General features: G+C 47.3%; 13 protein-coding genes. 9 read left to right on the forward strand and 4 right to left on the reverse strand.

Annotation, left to right across the window (positions count from 1 at the left end; translation table 11 throughout):
- The first annotated feature begins 6 nt into the window (after positions 1–6).
- The 4 genes from DDT91_RS10330 to DDT91_RS10345 all read left to right on the forward strand — a co-directional run bounded on the left by DDT91_RS10330 (position 7) and on the right by DDT91_RS10345 (position 8,551).
- The gene (locus DDT91_RS10330) at positions 7–504 is read left to right on the forward strand and encodes a hypothetical protein (RefSeq protein ID WP_255502068.1); all 498 of its coding nucleotides are present in this window, start codon (positions 7–9) and stop codon (positions 502–504) included.
- Complete coding sequence (locus tag DDT91_RS10335) at positions 501–3,800, forward strand: VCBS repeat-containing protein (protein WP_187176077.1); 3,300 nt, start codon at positions 501–503, stop codon at positions 3,798–3,800. Before DDT91_RS10330 ends, DDT91_RS10335 begins: the two co-directional genes overlap by 4 nt.
- Positions 3,800–7,075: a VCBS repeat-containing protein gene (locus DDT91_RS10340; protein WP_187176078.1), complete on the forward strand. Its 3,276-nt coding sequence runs from the start codon at positions 3,800–3,802 to the stop codon at positions 7,073–7,075. The genes DDT91_RS10335 and DDT91_RS10340 overlap by 1 nt, the downstream gene beginning before the upstream one ends.
- 126 nt (positions 7,076–7,201) lie before the next feature.
- The gene (locus DDT91_RS10345) at positions 7,202–8,551 is read left to right on the forward strand and encodes a vanadium-dependent haloperoxidase (protein ID WP_187176079.1); all 1,350 of its coding nucleotides are present in this window, start codon (positions 7,202–7,204) and stop codon (positions 8,549–8,551) included.
- Between the two features lie 535 nt (positions 8,552–9,086).
- Here the strand turns inward: DDT91_RS10345 and nadD are convergent.
- The 4 genes from nadD to DDT91_RS10365 are packed head-to-tail and all read right to left on the reverse strand — an operon-like array spanning position 9,087 to position 11,110.
- Entirely contained in the window at positions 9,087–9,653 is a 567-nt protein-coding gene (gene nadD, locus DDT91_RS10350) for a nicotinate (nicotinamide) nucleotide adenylyltransferase (RefSeq protein ID WP_187176080.1), read from the reverse strand.
- Positions 9,654–9,655: 2 nt separating this feature from the next.
- Positions 9,656–10,234 (reverse strand): guanylate kinase, encoded by a 579-nt coding sequence (gene gmk, locus DDT91_RS10355; protein WP_187176081.1) that lies wholly within the window; start codon positions 10,232–10,234, stop codon positions 9,656–9,658.
- Positions 10,231–10,503: a mycothiol system anti-sigma-R factor gene (locus DDT91_RS10360; protein WP_187176082.1), complete on the reverse strand. Its 273-nt coding sequence runs from the start codon at positions 10,501–10,503 to the stop codon at positions 10,231–10,233. The genes gmk and DDT91_RS10360 overlap by 4 nt, the downstream gene beginning before the upstream one ends.
- 10 nt (positions 10,504–10,513) lie before the next feature.
- Entirely contained in the window at positions 10,514–11,110 is a 597-nt protein-coding gene (locus DDT91_RS10365; RefSeq protein WP_187176083.1) for a sigma-70 family RNA polymerase sigma factor, read from the reverse strand.
- Between the two features lie 126 nt (positions 11,111–11,236).
- Here DDT91_RS10365 and DDT91_RS10370 point away from each other — a divergent pair, with 126 nt between their 5' ends.
- The 5 genes from DDT91_RS10370 to DDT91_RS10390 all read left to right on the forward strand — a co-directional run bounded on the left by DDT91_RS10370 (position 11,237) and on the right by DDT91_RS10390 (position 18,421).
- Positions 11,237–12,073 (forward strand): lysophospholipid acyltransferase family protein, encoded by an 837-nt coding sequence (locus DDT91_RS10370; protein ID WP_187176084.1) that lies wholly within the window; start codon positions 11,237–11,239, stop codon positions 12,071–12,073.
- A 182-nt stretch (positions 12,074–12,255) separates the two neighbouring features.
- Positions 12,256–14,517, forward strand: coding sequence for an ATP-dependent helicase (locus DDT91_RS10375; protein ID WP_187176085.1), 2,262 nt, complete (start codon positions 12,256–12,258; stop codon positions 14,515–14,517).
- 125 nt (positions 14,518–14,642) lie between these two features.
- Positions 14,643–15,236 (forward strand): DUF4290 domain-containing protein, encoded by a 594-nt coding sequence (locus DDT91_RS10380; protein WP_187176152.1) that lies wholly within the window; start codon positions 14,643–14,645, stop codon positions 15,234–15,236.
- 5 nt (positions 15,237–15,241) lie between these two features.
- Positions 15,242–16,549 carry a UDP-N-acetylglucosamine 1-carboxyvinyltransferase gene (murA, locus tag DDT91_RS10385; protein ID WP_187176086.1) on the forward strand — a complete coding sequence of 436 codons (1,308 nt, stop codon included), beginning with the start codon at positions 15,242–15,244 and terminating at the stop codon, positions 16,547–16,549.
- Positions 16,550–16,702: 153 nt separating this feature from the next.
- The gene (locus tag DDT91_RS10390) at positions 16,703–18,421 is read left to right on the forward strand and encodes an IlvD/Edd family dehydratase (protein WP_187176087.1); all 1,719 of its coding nucleotides are present in this window, start codon (positions 16,703–16,705) and stop codon (positions 18,419–18,421) included.
- Positions 18,422–18,423 lie beyond the last annotated feature (2 nt).

Genomic DNA, 18,423 nt, shown 5'->3' on the forward strand with positions numbered 1-18,423 from the left:
GAAAAAATGGAAAAGCGCGAACTGGCCTCAGGAAAGGTGGTCAACGACTTGTTTTTTGGTCTTGAGCTTGGGATGACGCAAAAGCAATTTTTTGAAACCTGCTGGAACCTAAACAAAGAGGGTGTATTGACCAATGGTCCCACAGAGCTTTCTGTGCAACACAGCTTGGTATTTCCATCCGGAAACCCCGGCAAAATGCGTTTTTATCCGAAGTTTGATGAAGGTAAAATTTATCTAATGCCAGTGGAATTTATTTACGACGGCTGGTCACCTTGGAATGAAGACCTAGCCGTTGAAAAGCTTCGTGAAGATGTAGTCAAGCTATTTGAGAAATGGTACGGAGAGGGCTTTATCGAAGTGTCCAATGAAGATAAATCCCAGATCGCCTATGTAAAAATGGACGGAAACCGACGAATACGGATTTTCAAAAAACATATTTCAGCAGTAAGAGCAGAGATCACGGATCTGCCCATTCAGCGAAAAATCAGCCAGAAAGCATCATGAAAAAACTCTTCGTCGGCCTGATACTCCTTTCTGCCCTTGCATCGTGCTCCAAGCCCGAAAAAAAGGATCCTACACTTTTTGAAGAAATCCTGCCCAATGTATCCGGGGTGGACTTCGAGAACGACCTTACTTTTGACGAAAAGTTCAACATCTTCACCTACCGCAATTACTACAATGGAGGCGGAGTAGCCATCGGAGATGTCAATAATGACGGTTTGGTGGATTTGTATTTCACTGCAAACCTTGGCCCCAATAAGCTTTACCTCAACAAGGGAGACTTCAAGTTTGAGGATGTGACCGAAAAAGCCGGAGTGGCAGGCACGCGCGCATGGAGTACGGGGGTGGCTATGGCCGATGTCAATGGGGATGGTTTCCTGGATATCTATGTCTGCAACTCAGGGGATATTTCAGGGGACAACAAGCAGAACGAACTCTTTATCAACCAAGGCGACGGCACCTTCAAGGAAATGGCCGAGGCTTATGGCTTGGCAGATCAGGGATTTTCCACCCATGCGGTCTTCTTCGATTACGATAAGGACGGAGATCTGGATGTCTACCTGCTTAATAATTCCTATCAGGCGATCGGAACCTTTAATAAAATGCAAAACGAGCGCCCTAAGCGAGACCCTGTGGGCGGTGATAAGCTGTTTAGAAATGATGGGGAAACCTTTACCGATGTCAGCGAGGAAGCTGGGATTTATGGTTCTGTGATCGGTTTTGGCTTGGGGATCACCATCGGAGACGTCAATCAAGATACTTGGCCGGATATTTTTATTTCCAATGACTTTTTTGAAAAGGACTACCTATACATCAACAATCAGGACGGAACCTTTACCGAATCACTGGAATCCTACATGCGTTCTATCAGCGCAGCTTCTATGGGTGCGGACATTGCCGACCTCAACGGGGATGGGCTCTTGGATATTTTTGTGACCGACATGCTTCCAGAACCATCAAGCAGACTGAAGCAGGTGACGACCTTTGAAAATTGGGACAAATTCCAGTTTAACAAGACGCACGGCTACCACTACCAATTCTCGCGTAACATGCTCCATGTGAACAATGGAGATGGGACGTTTAGTGAAATGGGCCGTCTGGCTAATGTAGAAGCGACCGACTGGAGCTGGGGCGCCCTTTTGTTTGACATGGACAATGATGGTAAGCGGGACATCTTCGTGGCTAACGGCATCTATCAGGACATCACAGACCTCGATTACCTCAATTTTATCGACGATGAGGAGACCAAAATCAAAATCATCTCCCAAGACGGAGTGGATTACAAGGCCCTTATCGACCCGATTCCGGTCAATCCTGTACCAAACTATGCCTACCGAAATTTGGGTGATTTGCAATTTGAAAATATGGCAAATCAATGGGGACTGGGTACTCCGATCCACTCCAACGGCTCAGCTTATGGAGATTTGAATAATGATGGCACCTTGGATTTGGTCATCAGCAATGTGAATAAACCTGCTCAGATTTTCAGGAATCAAGGGAAAACCCTACAGCCGGAAAATCACAGCATTCAGTTTCAGCTGGTCGGAAAAGGAAAGAATACTGCTGCGATCGGGACTCAGATCCAGGTGAAGGCAGGAGATCAGCTGTTCTACACCGAGCAGATGCCCAACCGAGGGTTTCAATCCAGCGTCGATCCCAAAATCACGATCGGTTTGGGGGCAATCACTACCTTGGATGAGATTCGGGTACTTTGGCCTGATGGTAGCTATACCGAACTGAGAAATCAGCCAACTGATCAATTAGTGACCCTGAAATGGGAAGAGGCGAAAGCGCTACCAGAAGGAGTTTCCTTTTTCGATGCTCCGGCGTCACCTCGTTTCGCAAAAGTTCAAAACCAAAACTTAGATTTCATCCATGGCGAAAATGAGTTTGTGGATTTCGACCGAGACCGATTGACCTATCACATGTTTTCCACCGAAGGACCTGCTTTTGCCAAAGCCGATCTTAATGGGGATGGCTTGGAGGATCTGTTTTTCGGCGGCGCTAAAACCTTTCCCGGAAAAATCTACCTTGCTCAGGCCAAAGGCGGTTTTGTAGAAAAGCCACAACCGGATTTGATGGCCGATGCATTGTCTGAAGATACCGATGCAGTCTTTTTTGATGCGGATGGGGATGGTGATATAGACCTGTTTGTGACTTCCGGAGGGAATGAATCGGGCTTTGGTAGCCCAGACCTTGCTGATCGCCTGTATCTCAATGATGGCAAAGGCAACTTCACCAAAGGCTTCCATACCGGTATCTTGGGAGTATTGGGCAGTAGTTCAGTAGTGGAAGTACTCGATCTCAATGGAGACGGTGCCCTGGATTTGTTTGTGGGTGGTCGTTTGGTTCCATTTACGTATGGTGCTCCCGCGGATAGCCAGCTTTGGATCAATGATGGCAAAGGCAATTTTTCTGAGCAGTCAGCTACGTTTGCTCCGGATTTGAAAGCACTAGGCCTGGTGACCGATGCCAAAGTCTTGGACTATGATGGCGACGGAAAACAAGACCTTGTCATCGTGGGTGAGTGGATGGAGCCGACATTTTTCAAAAACGCAGGAGGAAAGCTGGAAAAAGCTCCAATCTCCGGCATGGAGCAGCTGAAAGGCTGGTACCGATCCCTCGAATTCGGTGATTTCAATGGGGATGGAAAACCCGACTTGGCTCTTGGAAATCAAGGCTTGAATACCCGAATGAAAGGTTCAGTCGCCCATCCGGTCAGAATGTATCTCAATGACTTTGACCAAAACGGAGCCATCGAGCAGATCTATACCCAGCAGGTGGGAGAGATTCAGGTGCCTTACACCTTGAAGCATGAGTTGGAAAAACAGGTGCCAAGCATCAAGAAAAAATACATTCGCTATGCGGATTACAACAATCAAAGCTTGAGCGACATCTTTCCAAAAGAGATCATCGACCGCTCTATTGTGCAAGAGATGAATCACCTCCAGTCAGGTGTGCTCCTCAATCAAGGCAATGGGAATTTCGACTGGAAAGCCTTTCCTGTAGAAGCACAAAAAACCTGGATTTTCGCCATCCAATTGATGGACCTGAATGGAGACGGGATCGAGGACCTGCTCTTGGGAGGAAATCTTTCTCATGTCAAACCCGAAATCGGCAAGTACGATGCAGGATATGGTGAGATTCTCATTGGAAAAGGAGATGGCACCTTTACCTTTTGGCCCAATCGAGTTCACGGATTGAAATTAGAGGGTGATGTCAGGGCTTTTTCCACACTTGGGAAAAATCAATTGTTGGTTGTGAAAAACAGCGCTCCTGCTGAAATCTGGACATATTGATGCGCAAGTATTTCTTTCGTTGGGCGATACTCGGGGTAGGGCTTTTGGGAATCATTTCCTGTGGAAAAAAGGAACACGAACCTGCTGCCGAGCCTATTTTTGAATTGAAAAATCCGGCGCAAACCGGACTCCTCTTTGAAAATCGACTGATCTCCAATCCCGAAACCAACATCCTCGAATACCTTTATTTCTACAACGGAGGAGGAGTGGCCGCCGGAGACATCGACAACGATGGGTTGATTGATTTGTACTTTACCGGAAATCAGGTCCCCAATAAGCTTTTTCGAAACAAAGGAAACTTCCAGTTTGAGGACATCACTCAATCTGCCAGAGTTAGTGGGGACGGCGGTTGGTCGACTGGCGTGACCATGGCCGATGTCAATGGTGACGGGCTCTTGGACATTTATGTCTGCCAAGTGGGGGATTATGGCGCCATCAAGGGCCAAAACAAGCTGTATATCAATCAAGGTGAAGGCAAGTTCAAAGAATCGGCTGCTGAATATGGCTTGGATTTTAAAGGCTTTTCCACTCATGCCGTATTTTTTGATTACGATCGGGATGGAGATTTGGACCTTTACCTACTCAATCACAACGTGAAGTCCCCGGAGGTTTTTGCCAAGTCAGAAAACCGCTCCAAATGCGATCCAAGTGGGGATAAACTCTATAAAAACCTACTTTCCGAAGGAAAAACAGGCTTTCAGGATGTGACTGAAGCCTCCGGCATTTATTCCAGCATCTTGGGTTTTGGTTTGGGAGTAGCCGTTGAAGATTTTAATAATGATGGCTGGTTGGACCTTTACATCTCTAATGACTTCACCGAAAACGACTACCTCTACCTCAACAATCAGGACGGCACCTTTCGCGAGGCATTGGATGAAATGATTTCCTCGACCAGCCGATATAGCATGGGCAATGATGCCGCAGATCTGAATGGAGATGGCTTACCCGAAATTTTTACCACGGACATGCTCCCCGAGGATCCGGAGATCTGGATGAAATCGGTGGGCGAGGACAAGGCAGAAGTCTACCAAATCAAAAAGCAGTTTGGCTATCAGGATCAGTACGTGCGCAATCACCTTCAAGTCAATCAGGGAAATGGCAGCTTTGCCGAAGTGGCACTTTTTGCCGGAGTATATGCCTCCGATTGGAGTTGGTCTCCGCTGATCTTTGACATGGACAATGACGGCTTGGCAGACATTCACGTGAGCAACGGCATTGTGAAGCGTCCGAATGATTTGGATTTTATCCAGTACTCACAGGAGGCTGATGCCAGCACGCCTTTGGTGGAGCTTCGCAAAAAACAGATCGACATGTTGCCAAGCCTGAAGATCTCCAATTTTGCCTGGAAAAATCTGGGTGATCTGCGCTTTGAAAATCAGGCTAAAACTTTGGGCTTGGATCAGGAGTCCTATTCCAACGGCTCGGTGTATGCCGATTTGGACAATGATGGAGACTTGGACCTAGTGCTGAATAACCTTGATCAAGAAGCCTTTGTCTACCAAAACCGAAGTGAGCGATTGGAAAATTCTTACCTGAAAGTGGCCCTTTCTCAGGAGGACTTTAATCGGCAGGCGATCGGTGCTCAGGTTAAGGTTTTTGCTCAAAATCAAACTTGGACCCAGCGCATCAGTACGAGCAGAGGGTTCCAGTCAGGACCTGCCGCTGAACTCTTGTTTGGCTTGGGAAAAACCCAGCAAATCGATTCCATCCAAGTTGCTTGGCCAAATGGTGACCGTGAGATCTTCCCTGGTGGTGCTTCCAAACAATCCTTGAAACTTGTAAAAGGAAGCGGTAAAGTAATGGAACCGATTCCATCTGAAACCCCTGCTTCTGTTGCCTTTCCTCAAATCTCCTGGACTCATCTGGAAAAAGACGAAGTGGACGAACTCAAACGTGAGTATTTGGCTCCCAAAAGCTTTGCCCGAATGGGACCAGCCTTGGCGGTAGGGGATGTCAATGGTGACGGCATGGAGGATGTGTATTTGGGAGGAGCAAAAGATCAACCGGGGGCCATTTTCCTGCAGCAATCCGATGGAGGTTTCAAGGAAAATCCTCAACCCATCTTTACCCAATTAGCCAAAGCAGAAGATACCGTAGCCGAATTTGCAGACTTGAATGGGGATGGACTGATGGATCTCTACGTGGGCAGCGGGGGTTCGGAGTACGAGACGGGGAGTCTATTTTATTTCGACCGGGTTTTCTTTGGTGACGGCAAGGGGAATTTCTTTTTTTCCATGAATTCACTTCCTCCCATCGGGGAAAATACGTCGGCTATTGCGATTCATGATGTGGATGGAGACGGGGATTTGGATATTTTTGCGGCCTCCAGCCATCGGGCAGGAGACTATGGAGCGAGTCCAAAAAGCAGCCTGCTGATCAACCAGGGCCGAGGGCAGTTTAAGGACGAGACCGAAGCATGGTTTGGGAAAGGCGCTGAACTGGGAATGCTGAATGCCGCTTCCTTTGCGGATTTGGATGGAAATGGGAAAGCTGAACTGATCTTGGCCGGAGACTGGACTGGAATTCGGGTTTTTGATTTATCCGGAGGAAAAGCCGTGGAAAAGATGCCGAAAGGCCTTGCTTTATCTTCAGGCTGGATCAATTCCCTGAGCGTAGCCGACTTGGACAAAAACGGCAAAACCGACCTGATTGTGGGTAATCTGGGACTGAACTCCAAGCTAAAAGCGAGTGCTGAAAAACCCGTATGGCTTTACCACCACGACTTTGATGGCAATGGACAAGCCGATCCTATCCTCTTTCATTACCTGGGAGAGAAACTCGTTCCTTTTCCCACTCGAGATGATCTGATCCGTCAGATTCCGGGCGTGAAGCGTACGCATGCTTCCTATGCCGACTATGCCAAAATCAGCGCGCCAGCTGACCTTTTCCCGAAGGATCAACTCGAAAAAGCCCGCAAGCTTCCGGCCTATGTGTTTCGATCCGGTGTCTATTTTCAGGATGAAAAAGGAGAATTTTCCTTTGTTCCTTTTCCGGATGAAGCCCAGTGGGGACCGATCTTAGCACTTGAGATGGACACCCAAACAGGACAGATTTGGCTGGGAGGGAATTTTTCCGGGTTCCGCGCCGACTTGGGCAAGTCCATGAACTTGCCTCCTCTCTCTTACCGATGGGAGAATGGGAAATGGGTAAAAATACCGGTGATTTCCAGTTTTTCTCAAAAGCTGGAGCTCAGAAATCTCAAAACTATCCGGGTAAAAAACCAAGAATGGATAATTGGATTGCCAAATGCCGGAACGCCGATTTGGCTGCACTAAAAACCTGCCACAAATCATTTGGGATTGATTCCCTTATACTTAGATTTGACCCTACATGTAAGGTGGTAAAATTCTCACAGACCCAATCCAGAGAATCGATTTATCACACTTAATTCAAAACCCTATATGCGTACGATTAGAATTCTGATCATTCCTGTGCTTTTATCCCTGATGATCTTTTCCTGTCAGGAGAAAAAGGACTACTCCCAAGCCATCACCGATGGCAGCTATTTTACCAAAGCCCAAAACCGGGTGACGGAGACAATTATCCACGACATCTTTTCCCCTCCCGTGGCCGCCCGGATTTATTCCTACTCTTCCTTGGCTGCGTATGAAGTAGCTGCAGCCACTGACCCGACCAATTATGCTCCCCTAATGGGGCAACTGAATGGTTCGGAGCCCTTGGATGTCAAAGTTCCTGAAAAAATCTATGCCCCGCTTGCTGCCTTGGCGGCATATTACCATGTGGGTACGGCTTTGATCTTTTCTGAGGAGAAAATGAACGAGCATCGTGACGCGGTTTTTGCCGAACTCCAGGAGAAAGGAATTCCCGAAGATGTATTTGAGTCCTCTGTCAACTATGGTCAAGAAGTGGGTAAAAAAATCATTGAATACGCCAAAAAGGACAACTACCACCAAAGCCGTTCTTTTCCTAAGTACACCGTGACCAACGAACCGGGCACCTGGCAACCCACTCCTCCTGCTTACATGGAGGCAGTCGAACCGCATTGGAACAAGATCCGAACCTTTGTTTTGGATTCAGCGGCACAGTTTAAAGTGTCTCCTCCGCCGGCATTTTCTTCTGATCCCGACTCTGACTTTTACAAGAGAGCCCTGGAAGTGTATGAGGCACAAAAAAATATGACCCCGGAGCAAAAAGACATCGCGATGTTTTGGGACTGCAATCCCTACAAAATGAATGTCAAAGGTCACGTGATGTTTGCTGAGAAAAAGATCACTCCGGGAGGACACTGGATGGGCATTGCATCGATTGCATCCGCTGCCGCGGGCAAAGACTGGAGAGGGACTGTCGAGGCTTTGGCCATGACCGCCATTTCTCTCAACGAGGCCTTTATCGCCTGCTGGGACGAAAAATACCGCAGTCGCACCATCCGTCCCGAGACCTACATCAATCAGCACATCGACGAGAATTGGGTTCCGCTGCTTCAGACACCGCCTTTCCCCGAGCACACTTCCGGCCACAGCGTGGCTTCCACGGCTGCTTCGTACACCTTAGCCCAACTTTTCGGGGATCAACTTCATATCGTGGACAGCACCGAAGTAGCCTATGGACTTCCGATTCGGGAGTTTGACTCCTTCTCACAGGCAGCTGCCGAGGCTGCCATCAGCCGATTCTACGGAGGCATCCACTACATGCCTGCCATCGAGGAAGGAAGCAAGCAGGGCAAAAAAGTAGGCGAGCTGATCTGGCAAAAAATCTCCACCAAGCCGGAGAGGGTGGCGATGAAGAAGTAACTTCGAAGACGTAAGACAGTAGACGCAAGACACAAGAATTGAGAAATTCAAATCTTGGTTTTATAAACAAATAAATCCCGGGCGAGGAGCTCGGGATTTTTTGTTCGTGAATTTGGAGTCCGACTTTGGCTTTACTCTTTCAAAAACTCATCCAAGCGCAGCTTGTAAAGCTCGGGAACACCAATCTCGGGGGAGGAATGAAACACATCATCTTTTGTGAAAAAGGTTTTAATGCTGCTTTTGGGATTGATTCCCGGTTTGAGCACCTCATCTCACGCCTTCGCTCCTTGATTGAACATCAGAACTGATCCCAAAAACGCCAGTCCGAAGAATACTTTTTTCATGTTGTGGAGCCATTTGTGGGGACACAAACGGCGGCAATTTGATTATAAAGCTTTTGGCCAAAAACGGCTTCATTTTGAAGCTGAAACTAAATTAAGTTGAACTCCATTCCGAGGCAATACCTAGTTTGTTAATTTAATAACAATTACAGGAAGGTTTTTTTTGCAAACGGTAAGATTAGGAGATTAGTCTTTTAGCGGTAAAGCTTTTTGTCCCGGATATACGCTTCCACAGGATCGGGCAGGAGGTAGCGAACCGAGTACCCGGACTGAATCGCCTGACGGATAAAAGTCGCAGAAATATCCAACAAAGGGGCTTCCACCAGCTTGACTTGAGGATAGTGGGCGTTTTTGGGTTCTCCGGGACGGGGATAGACAAGTACTTCGTACTGATCGAGGATGGCCTGATGGTTTTTCCACTTGTGAAAATGACTCAAATTGTCCGATCCCATAAACAGGAAAAACTGATGCTGAGGATACTTGTCGCTGAGGTAAGTGAGGGTATCTATGGTATAGCTGGGCCGGGGCATGCGAAACTCTACATCACTCGCCCGAAAATGAAAATTGTCTTCAATGGCCAGCTCAACCATACGAAGGCGGTCAAGCTCGTGAGCGAGGGATTCTTGTCTTTTGAAAGGATTCTGAGGACTGACTACAAACCAGACCTGATCCAGTCCACCCCGCTCACGTATCGTCTGCGCGATAATCAAATGCCCGATATGGATGGGGTTGAAGCTTCCAAAGTACAGCCCGACCTTCATGCTTACTTAGCCAGAAAATCGTTCACCAGCTTCACTGTCTCCTCCGAGGAGCGCTCAAAGTCATCATTGAGCACACTTACATCAAACTGGGGCTCAAAGGTCATCTCAAACTTCGCTTTGTAGATGCGCCGGGAAAGGGATTCGGGTGTTTCGGTCCCGCGGTCATTGAGTCGGGAAGCGAGGGTCTCCAACGAGGGCACTTTGACAAAAATAGCAAGGGCCTGATCTCCGAAATACTTTTTCAGAGCCAATCCCCCTTTTACATCCACATCAAAAATGACGGCTTTGCCACTGTCCCAGATGCGTTGCACTTCTTCTTTGAGGGTACCGTAAAAATTTCCTTCGTAGACTTCTTCCCACTCTACAAAGGCATCCTCATCGATTTTCTGTTTGAATTCTTCAATACTCAAAAAGTAATAATCTCTGCCATGCACCTCATGTCTTCCTCTTTTGTCCCGGGTACAGGCCGAGATCGAAAAGCCCAAATTGGGCACATGCTGGATCAGATGCTTGACAAGGGAAGTTTTTCCGGATCCGGAGGGAGCGGAGAAAATGATGGCTTTGCCGGAAGGGTTACTCATCGGACGTCGTGGATCATCTGACGGATCGAGTCCGCCAATTTTTCAGGTAAAGGTTGCTTGGTGCATTTGGTTTTCAGCACTTCCCGGATGGCTTGCTCTAGGTGAAAATGTTCGAAACAAGGCTGGCATTTATCCAACTTTTGCTTCAAAAGCTCCTTTCCCTCCTCTCCCAGCTCTCCGTCCAGGATACTTTCCAGTAGCTGAAAACACTTGCTCACATCGCTGCACTGCAGCTTTCGCTCACCGGATGATAAATTGTTGTTTTCCATAGGTAATCGTTTATTCCTCCTCTTCGTCCGTATTGTAGCCCATCGACTGGGCATATCCTCTTAATTTGTCTTTCAAAAGATTCCTGGCCCGGTGGAGCCTGGATCTTACCGTCCCGATCGGGATGTCCAGAATTTTGGCCATCTCCTCGTAGGTAAACCCCTCCAGATCGGCCAAAATGATCACCGTACGGAAATCCACTGCAAGGGCATTGAGTGCATTAGAGATCTCATCTCCGAGCATATCTTTGACGGATTCAGCCCTGAGATCTGTGGTGCTTTGGTAATCAACGTCATCCGAGTTGTAGAAAGTTTCCACCTCCTGATAATCGACCTTCGCAGGCTGCTTGCTTTTCTTTCGGTATTCGTTGATGAAGCTGTTTTTAAGGATCCGGAAAAGCCAGGCTTTGGCATTGGTCCCCTGCTCAAAGGAATTGATAAATCGGAACGCCTTCATGTAGGTATCCTGCACCAGATCTTTGGCATCGTCCTCATCGAAGGTGAGTCGAAACGCAAAGTTGTACATCGAATCGATGTGCGGCATAAACTCCCCATCAAAGATGGCCGTCTTTTCTTCCTGAGTATATTTCCTTCGCTGTACTTCAGACATAAGCCTCAAAAGTAATCAAAGGCCTAATTTATACCTAGATTCCCACACCTTTTCCTTGGTTTTCCTTTATTTTGTAGCAGATATCGCCTCCACTTCGGGGCAAATTTCCCAATCCGCATCACAAACATGCTTTTCTTCAAGCTTTTGTCCCGTCTACCACTCGGGGTGCTGTATCTTTTTTCTGATTTTCTTTACCTCCTCGCCAGGTATATTATCCGCTATCGCAAAAAAGTGATCGACGAAAACCTGCTGTATGCCTTTCCGGAAAAATCGGAAAAGGAGAGAAAAGTGATCCGAAACCGGTTCTACAGGAACTTCACTGATTCCATTGCCGAAACAGTGAAAACGCTTACCATCTCCAAAGAAGAATTGGCTCAAAGGTTTACGATCACCAATCAGGAGCTGCTCGACCAGGAGGTGAAAAATGGGAAAAGCGTATTATTGCTGGCCGGGCACTTTTTCAATTGGGAATTAGGCTTGCAACGTGCTGCAGTGCTAAGCCAAGTTCCCTCGGAAGGAGTGTATTTGAAAATCAACAATCCTTTCTTTGACAAACTGATGTACCAAATCAGAACCCGATTTGGGAATACTATCACAGAGAAGAGGGATTTTCGAAATACCGTAAAAACATTGACCTCCCAGCACAGGGTGGTTCAGCTAGCCGCGGATCAACGACCAAATAATCGAACCGTCCGGTATCAGAGACCCTTTCTCAACCGACCTGCCTATTTCTTTGAAGGTGCTGAAAACATCGCCAAAAGCATGGACCTCCCGGTTTATTTCGGAGAAATCACCAAAAAGGGCAGAGGACGCTATCAGGCTACTTACGAACTGCTATCCAGGGGCCCATACGCTTCTCATGAGGAGCATAGTATCACGGATGCTTTCTGCGAAAGACTGGAAGCAAATATCCGCCTCCAACCAGACTTGTATCTGTGGAGCCATAAGCGATGGAAGGTTTGAGTGAGGAGGATGGAAAGTAGGGTGGTTGGGATTTATTAATTTGACCTTAATAGCCCCTACTTGTTACACCTGGCGCTGAAATGAAGCTGAATCTCAATACCTTAATAAAGGAAATAAATTCTGGGCGAGACACCCGAACAAAACCTCTTGTGTCTTGCTTCTTTTGTCTAGTATCTTAAAAAATGGATTACCTAAAGGAACTCAATCCCCCCCAGCGTCAGGCTGTAGAACATACCGATGGTCCAGTAATGATCATTGCCGGTGCTGGTTCGGGCAAAACCAGAGTGCTTACCTACCGAATTGCCCACCTGATCTATGCCAAAGGAGTAGATCCATTCAACATTCTTTCCCTGACCTTTACCAACAAAGCGGCCAGTGAAATGAAGCACCGGATCGAAAAACTGGTGGGACTGGAGGCGAGAAATACCTGGATGGGTACCTTTCACTCGATTTTTGCCAAGATCCTGAGAGTGGAATCTGACAAAATAGGCTATCCCTCCAACTTCACCATTTACGATACGGATGATTCCAAATCGCTCATCCGGACTTTGGTCAAGGAAATGCGCTTGGATGACAAAGTCTACAAGCCCAGCGTGGTACTTTCACGGATTTCCGGAGCAAAAAACCGACTGATTTCCTGGCAAATGTATCAGAATGACCCATTTGTCAAGGCAGACGATGAAGCGGCACAAAAGCCTCGCATGGGCGAAATCTACCAAAAGTATCAGGAGCGCCTGTTCAAAGCCGGAGCGATGGACTTTGACGACCTGCTTTTCAACACCAACGTCCTGTTTCGCGACCATTTGGACGTGCTCAACAAGTACCAACAGCGCTTCAAGTACGTGATGGTGGACGAGTTTCAGGACACCAATATTTCCCAGTACCTCATCACCAAGAAGCTTGCCGCCGTCCACCAAAATATCTGTGTGGTTGGTGACGATGCCCAAAGTATCTACGCCTTTCGCGGGGCGGATATTCAGAACATTCTCAACTTCGAAAAGGACTACCCCGATCTCTTTGTGGTCAAACTTGAGCAAAACTACCGCTCCACCAAGACCATCGTCGAGGCGGCCAACTCCATCATTGACAAAAACAAAGCCCAGCTCAAAAAGACCGTGTGGACCTCCAATCCCGATGGAGATTTGATCGAACTGATCAAAGCAACCTCAGACAATGAAGAGGGAAGGATCGTGGCCACGACCATTTTCGAAGAAAAAAACAACAAGAAGCTCAACAACAGCGACTTTGCCATCCTCTACCGCACCAACTCCCAGTCACGTGCGATCGAAGAGGCACTTCGCAAAATGAACCTGACCTACAAGATCGTCGGAGGCCTCTCATTTTATCAGCGAAAGGAAATCAAAGACCTGATGGCCTACCTCCGTTTTGCGGTCAATCCTGCCGATGAAGAGGCCTTCAAGCGGATCATCAATTATCCAAAACGGGGAATTGGAGACAGCTCGGTGGAGAAAATCCTCGTCTCAGCCTACGAGCACGACATTCCGCTTTGGGATGTGGTACAAAATGCCCACAGTTTTTTGGGGGGACGTGCCGGGAGTGCAGTAGATGATTTTGCAACCATGATCAAAGCCTTCCAGATCGAAATCGAGCGAAAAGATGCCTACGAAGCAGCAAGCTCGGTAGCTAAGCAGAGCGGACTTTTGCGCGAGCTCTACGAAGACAAAACCATAGAAGGTCTCAATCGCTACGAAAACGTCCAGGAATTGCTCAATGCCATCAAGGAGTATGTGGACAATCCCGAAAATGAGGACAAAAGTCTTGGTGCCTTCCTTCAGGAAATCGCCCTGCTTACAGATAATGATCAGGACAAAGACCAGACAGATGCGATTACCCTTATGACCATTCACTCCTCCAAGGGCTTGGAATTCAAACAGGTATTCGTGGTCGGAATGGAAGAAGATCTTTTTCCTTCTCAGATGATGATGCAAAGTCGGGAGGATTTGGAGGAAGAGCGAAGACTTTTCTATGTGGCCACTACCCGAGCCATGGAAAAGCTGTACCTGACTTATGCCTTGACTCGATATCGATTTGGACGATTGCTGAATTGCGAACCGAGTCGGTTTTTGGAGGAAGTACATCCTGCTACAATCAAGGTAAACAAGCGCATGTCTGCCACCAAGGAAATGCCGGGAGCCTTGAGAAGAGAAGGCCTTCCTGGTTCTCAGGGCTTTATCGGTATCAAAAAGCAACCTGAGGCCAGACCGGTATCGACGATGAAAATCCATACCCCTAGCCCTGATTTCAAGCCCAGCAATACCAATAATCTACAGGCAGGTCAACTGGTAGAGCATCCCAAATTCGGTTATGGAAAAGTCCAAAAAATTGAAACCGAAGGGCTTAACAAAAAAGCTACGATCGATTTTGAGCATTTTGGGGAGAAAACATTATTGCTTAGCTTTGCCAAGCTCAGGATCATAGACTAAACCCCTGCTTCCCTGCCTTTTGGTGATTTTTTGTACCTTACTTGTGGCAAAAATGGAAGCGATAGAGCGCAACTGAATAAAGAAAAACTACACTCATTTTGAAAGAATACGGAAAGAACATTCAAATGCTGGTGAATCACATCACCGGAATTGAAGATCGCGAAAAGCGCACCCAAAGTGCCTATACCGTCATAGAAATCATCAAACAGCTTTTTCCTGCCATGAAGCAGGAAAACGACCAAAAGCTTTGGGATGACATCTACATCATGTCTGACTTCAAGTTGGACGTGGATGGGCCATTCCCCATGCCGGAAAAGGAATTGCTAGGCAAAAAACCGCTACCTATCGGCTATCCAAAGGGCGAGGTGAAATTCAAACACTATGGTCGAAACATCGAAAAACTGATCGAAAAAGCGATCGAGATCGAAAATGATGAGGAACAGGAAAATGCCATCATCTACATTGGTCAGTTGATGCGAAGCTTCCATTCCACCTGGAACAGAGACAATTTCGACGATGGCATCATCATTGACGACATCAAAACTCTATCCAAAGGTCGCTTGCATATCGATTTGGAGAAGGTAAGGGAAAACGCTTTGTTTGAGTCCAACACCCGACGAGACTTTAAAATCCCTCATATCGAGGAAGAGCAGACTCACAAAAAGAAGCATCAAAATCACGGTAAAAAGCACCGTAACGGCCACAAAAAACGCAGATAAATTAAATGGCATCTTTCAGAGTAGAAGGGGGACATCGCCTCAAAGGAGAAATCATCCCTCAAGGAGCTAAAAACGAAGCACTCCAAATCCTTTGTGCAGTTTTGTTGACTTCTGAAAAAGTCAACGTCCATAAAGTCCCCAACATCCGGGATGTCAATAAACTGATCGAACTCCTCTCTGACATGGGAGTGAAGGTTCAGAATCTCGGACCGGAATCCTACAGCTTTCAAGCAGACGACGTCAATCTGGACTACTTGGAGACTGAAGATTTCCTGAAAAAGGCCTCCGCACTGAGAGGCTCGGTAATGATCTTAGGCCCACTATTGGCCCGATTTGGGAAAGGCAAGCTTTCCAAACCGGGAGGAGACAAAATCGGTCGCCGCCGAATGGATACCCACTTTTTTGGATTCCAGAAGCTTGGAGCTCAATTTCACTACGATGCCAAAAATGAGATTTTCCACATAGACGGAAAAAATCTCAAAGGTACCTACATGCTTCTCGATGAAGCCTCCGTCACCGGTACGGCCAACATCGTGATGGCAGCGGTCATGGCAGAAGGAAAGACCACAATCTACAATGCTGCCTGTGAACCTTACCTACAACAGCTTTGTGACATGCTCAACCGCATGGGAGCAAAAATCACCGGAGTAGGCTCCAATCTCTTAAACATCGAAGGGGTAAAGCAACTGGGTGGTACAGATCATACTATGCTACCCGATATGATCGAAATCGGCTCCTTCATCGGCATGGCTGCCATGACTCAGTCAGAGATTACGATCAAAGATTGTCAGATCCATCGCTTGGGAATCATCCCTGAGACGTTCAGGAGAATGGGCATCAAGATGGAATTCCGCGGGGATGACATTTTTATCCCAGCTCAAAAACATTATGAAATCGAAACCTTCATTGACGGCTCGATTTTGACAGTGGCAGACCAGATTTGGCCGGGATTTACACCGGACCTACTCTCCATAGTATTAGTCACTGCCACTCAGGCAAAAGGAACTGTTTTGGTTCATCAAAAGATGTTTGAATCGCGCCTGTTCTTTGTAGACAAGCTGATCGATATGGGTGCACAGATCATCCTTTGCGATCCGCACCGTGCCACAGTCATAGGTTTGGATAGAAAATACCCATTGAGAGGTATCCGAATGACTTCTCCGGATATCCGTGCAGGAGTTGCTTTGTTGATCGCGGCGATGTCTGCCAATGGCACTTCCATTATTGATAATATTGAACAAATCGACCGAGGTTATCAAAATATTGATCAGCGGCTCAATGCCTTAGGAGCCAAAATCGAGCGAATCAATTGAAAGACCTAGAATCCTTTTCTTCCATTGGCCACCTTATTCATGAGGTGGCTTTTTTGTTTCTCAATTTTTCTTTTCCATTTCACCTCCCCTAATTGCCCCGATTTCTTATTTTTTGGTAACTTCTTGGCCAATTACCTCAACCCTCTTTAACCTATGTCTAAGAAAAAACTCCGTAGCCAAGAATGGTACGGACGCACCGGCAAAGATGGAATCATCTACCGATCCTGGATGAAAAACCAGGGACTTCCTCATCATCTTTTTACAGGAGAAAAGCCCGTCATCGGTATCTGTAACACCTGGTCCGAACTCACCCCCTGCAATGCACATTTTAGGGATCTGGCAGAAGCACTCAAAAGAGGCATCTGGGAAGCAGGCGGTTTTCCGCTTGAGTTTCCTGTAATGTCTTTGGGCGAATGCTCGATCAAACCCACCGCCATGCTTTTCCGAAATCTGGCATCTATGGACGTGGAAGAAAGCATACGGGCTAATCCCATGGACGGCGTGGTGCTGATGTGCGGTTGCGACAAAACCACCCCATCCCTTGTCATGGGCGCAGCTTCTGTAAACCTTCCTACTTTGGTTTTATCAGGTGGCCCCATGCTGATTGGACGATTCCGTGGAAAAAAAATCGGCACCTCCGACATTTGGAGGTTTGCTGAAGACTACAAAGTAGGCAAACTGACCCAAGAAGACATGATCGAAGTGGAATCTTCCATGTCCAGATCTGTCGGCCATTGTGCGCCTATGGGCACCGCTTCAACCATGGCCGCCATGGTAGAGGCCCTTGGTCTGGCCCTGCCGGACAATGCAACGATTCCTGCTGCGGACTCGAGAAGGAAAGTCCTTGCTCACCTGGCGGGTATGCGCATCGTCGAAATGGTCAAAGAAGACCTTACCATGGATAAAATCCTGACCAGAAAGGCGTTTGAAAACTCCATCATGGTAAATGCTGCCATCGGAGGATCCACCAATTACATCCTGCACCTGACTGCCATTGCCAAACGGATCGGGGTAGAGCTTGACTTGACCGACTTTGATCATTTCTCCTCAAAAATCCCTCTGATTGCCAATGTGCAGCCCTCAGGTGAACATTGGGTAGAGGACCTCTTTTACGCGGGTGGAATGCCTGCAGTCATGAAAGAAATCCAAAAGCACCTCCATACCGATGCTCTGACAGTCAATGGCAAAACCATTGGAGAAAATATCGCCAATGCCCAATGCTGGGACCGTAACCTTATCGGAACCCTGGAAAACCCCATCAAACCAGAGTCAGGCATTGCCGTGCTCAAAGGCAATCTATGCCCCAACGGCGCCGTACTCAAGCCATCCGCTGCCACCCCAAGTCTCTTGAAGCATACGGGCAGAGCTGTCGTCTTCGAAAATATCGATGATTACAAAGCCAAGGTGGATGACCCTGACTTGGACATTGATGAGACCTGCGTGATGGTGTTGAAAAATGTAGGACCAAAAGGCTATCCGGGCATGCCCGAAGTCGGAAATATGGGACTGCCCAAAAAACTACTGGAAAAAGGGGTCAAAGATATGGTCCGAATTTCTGACGGTCGCATGAGCGGAACAGGCTTTGGCACGGTAGTACTTCACGTGTCCCCTGAATCGGCCATTGGAGGACCTTTGGCTTTTGTCCAAAATGGGGATCTAATCGAACTCGATGTGCCCAACCGGACATTGAACTTGTTGATTTCGGAGGAAGAATTTGAAAAAAGAAGAAAAGATTTTGTACCTACTCAACTCCCCTATGAAAGAGGTTATGTGAATTTGTTTTTGGACAAAGTCAATCAGGCACATGAGGGAGTGGATTTTGATTTCCTTCAGGGAAGCTCTGGTTCGGAAGTGAAAAGAGATTCGCATTGATT

The sequence above is a fragment of the Algoriphagus sp. AK58 genome (genome assembly GCF_014324365.1).
In the GTDB taxonomy this organism is placed as follows: Bacteria; Bacteroidota; Bacteroidia; order Cytophagales; family Cyclobacteriaceae; genus Algoriphagus.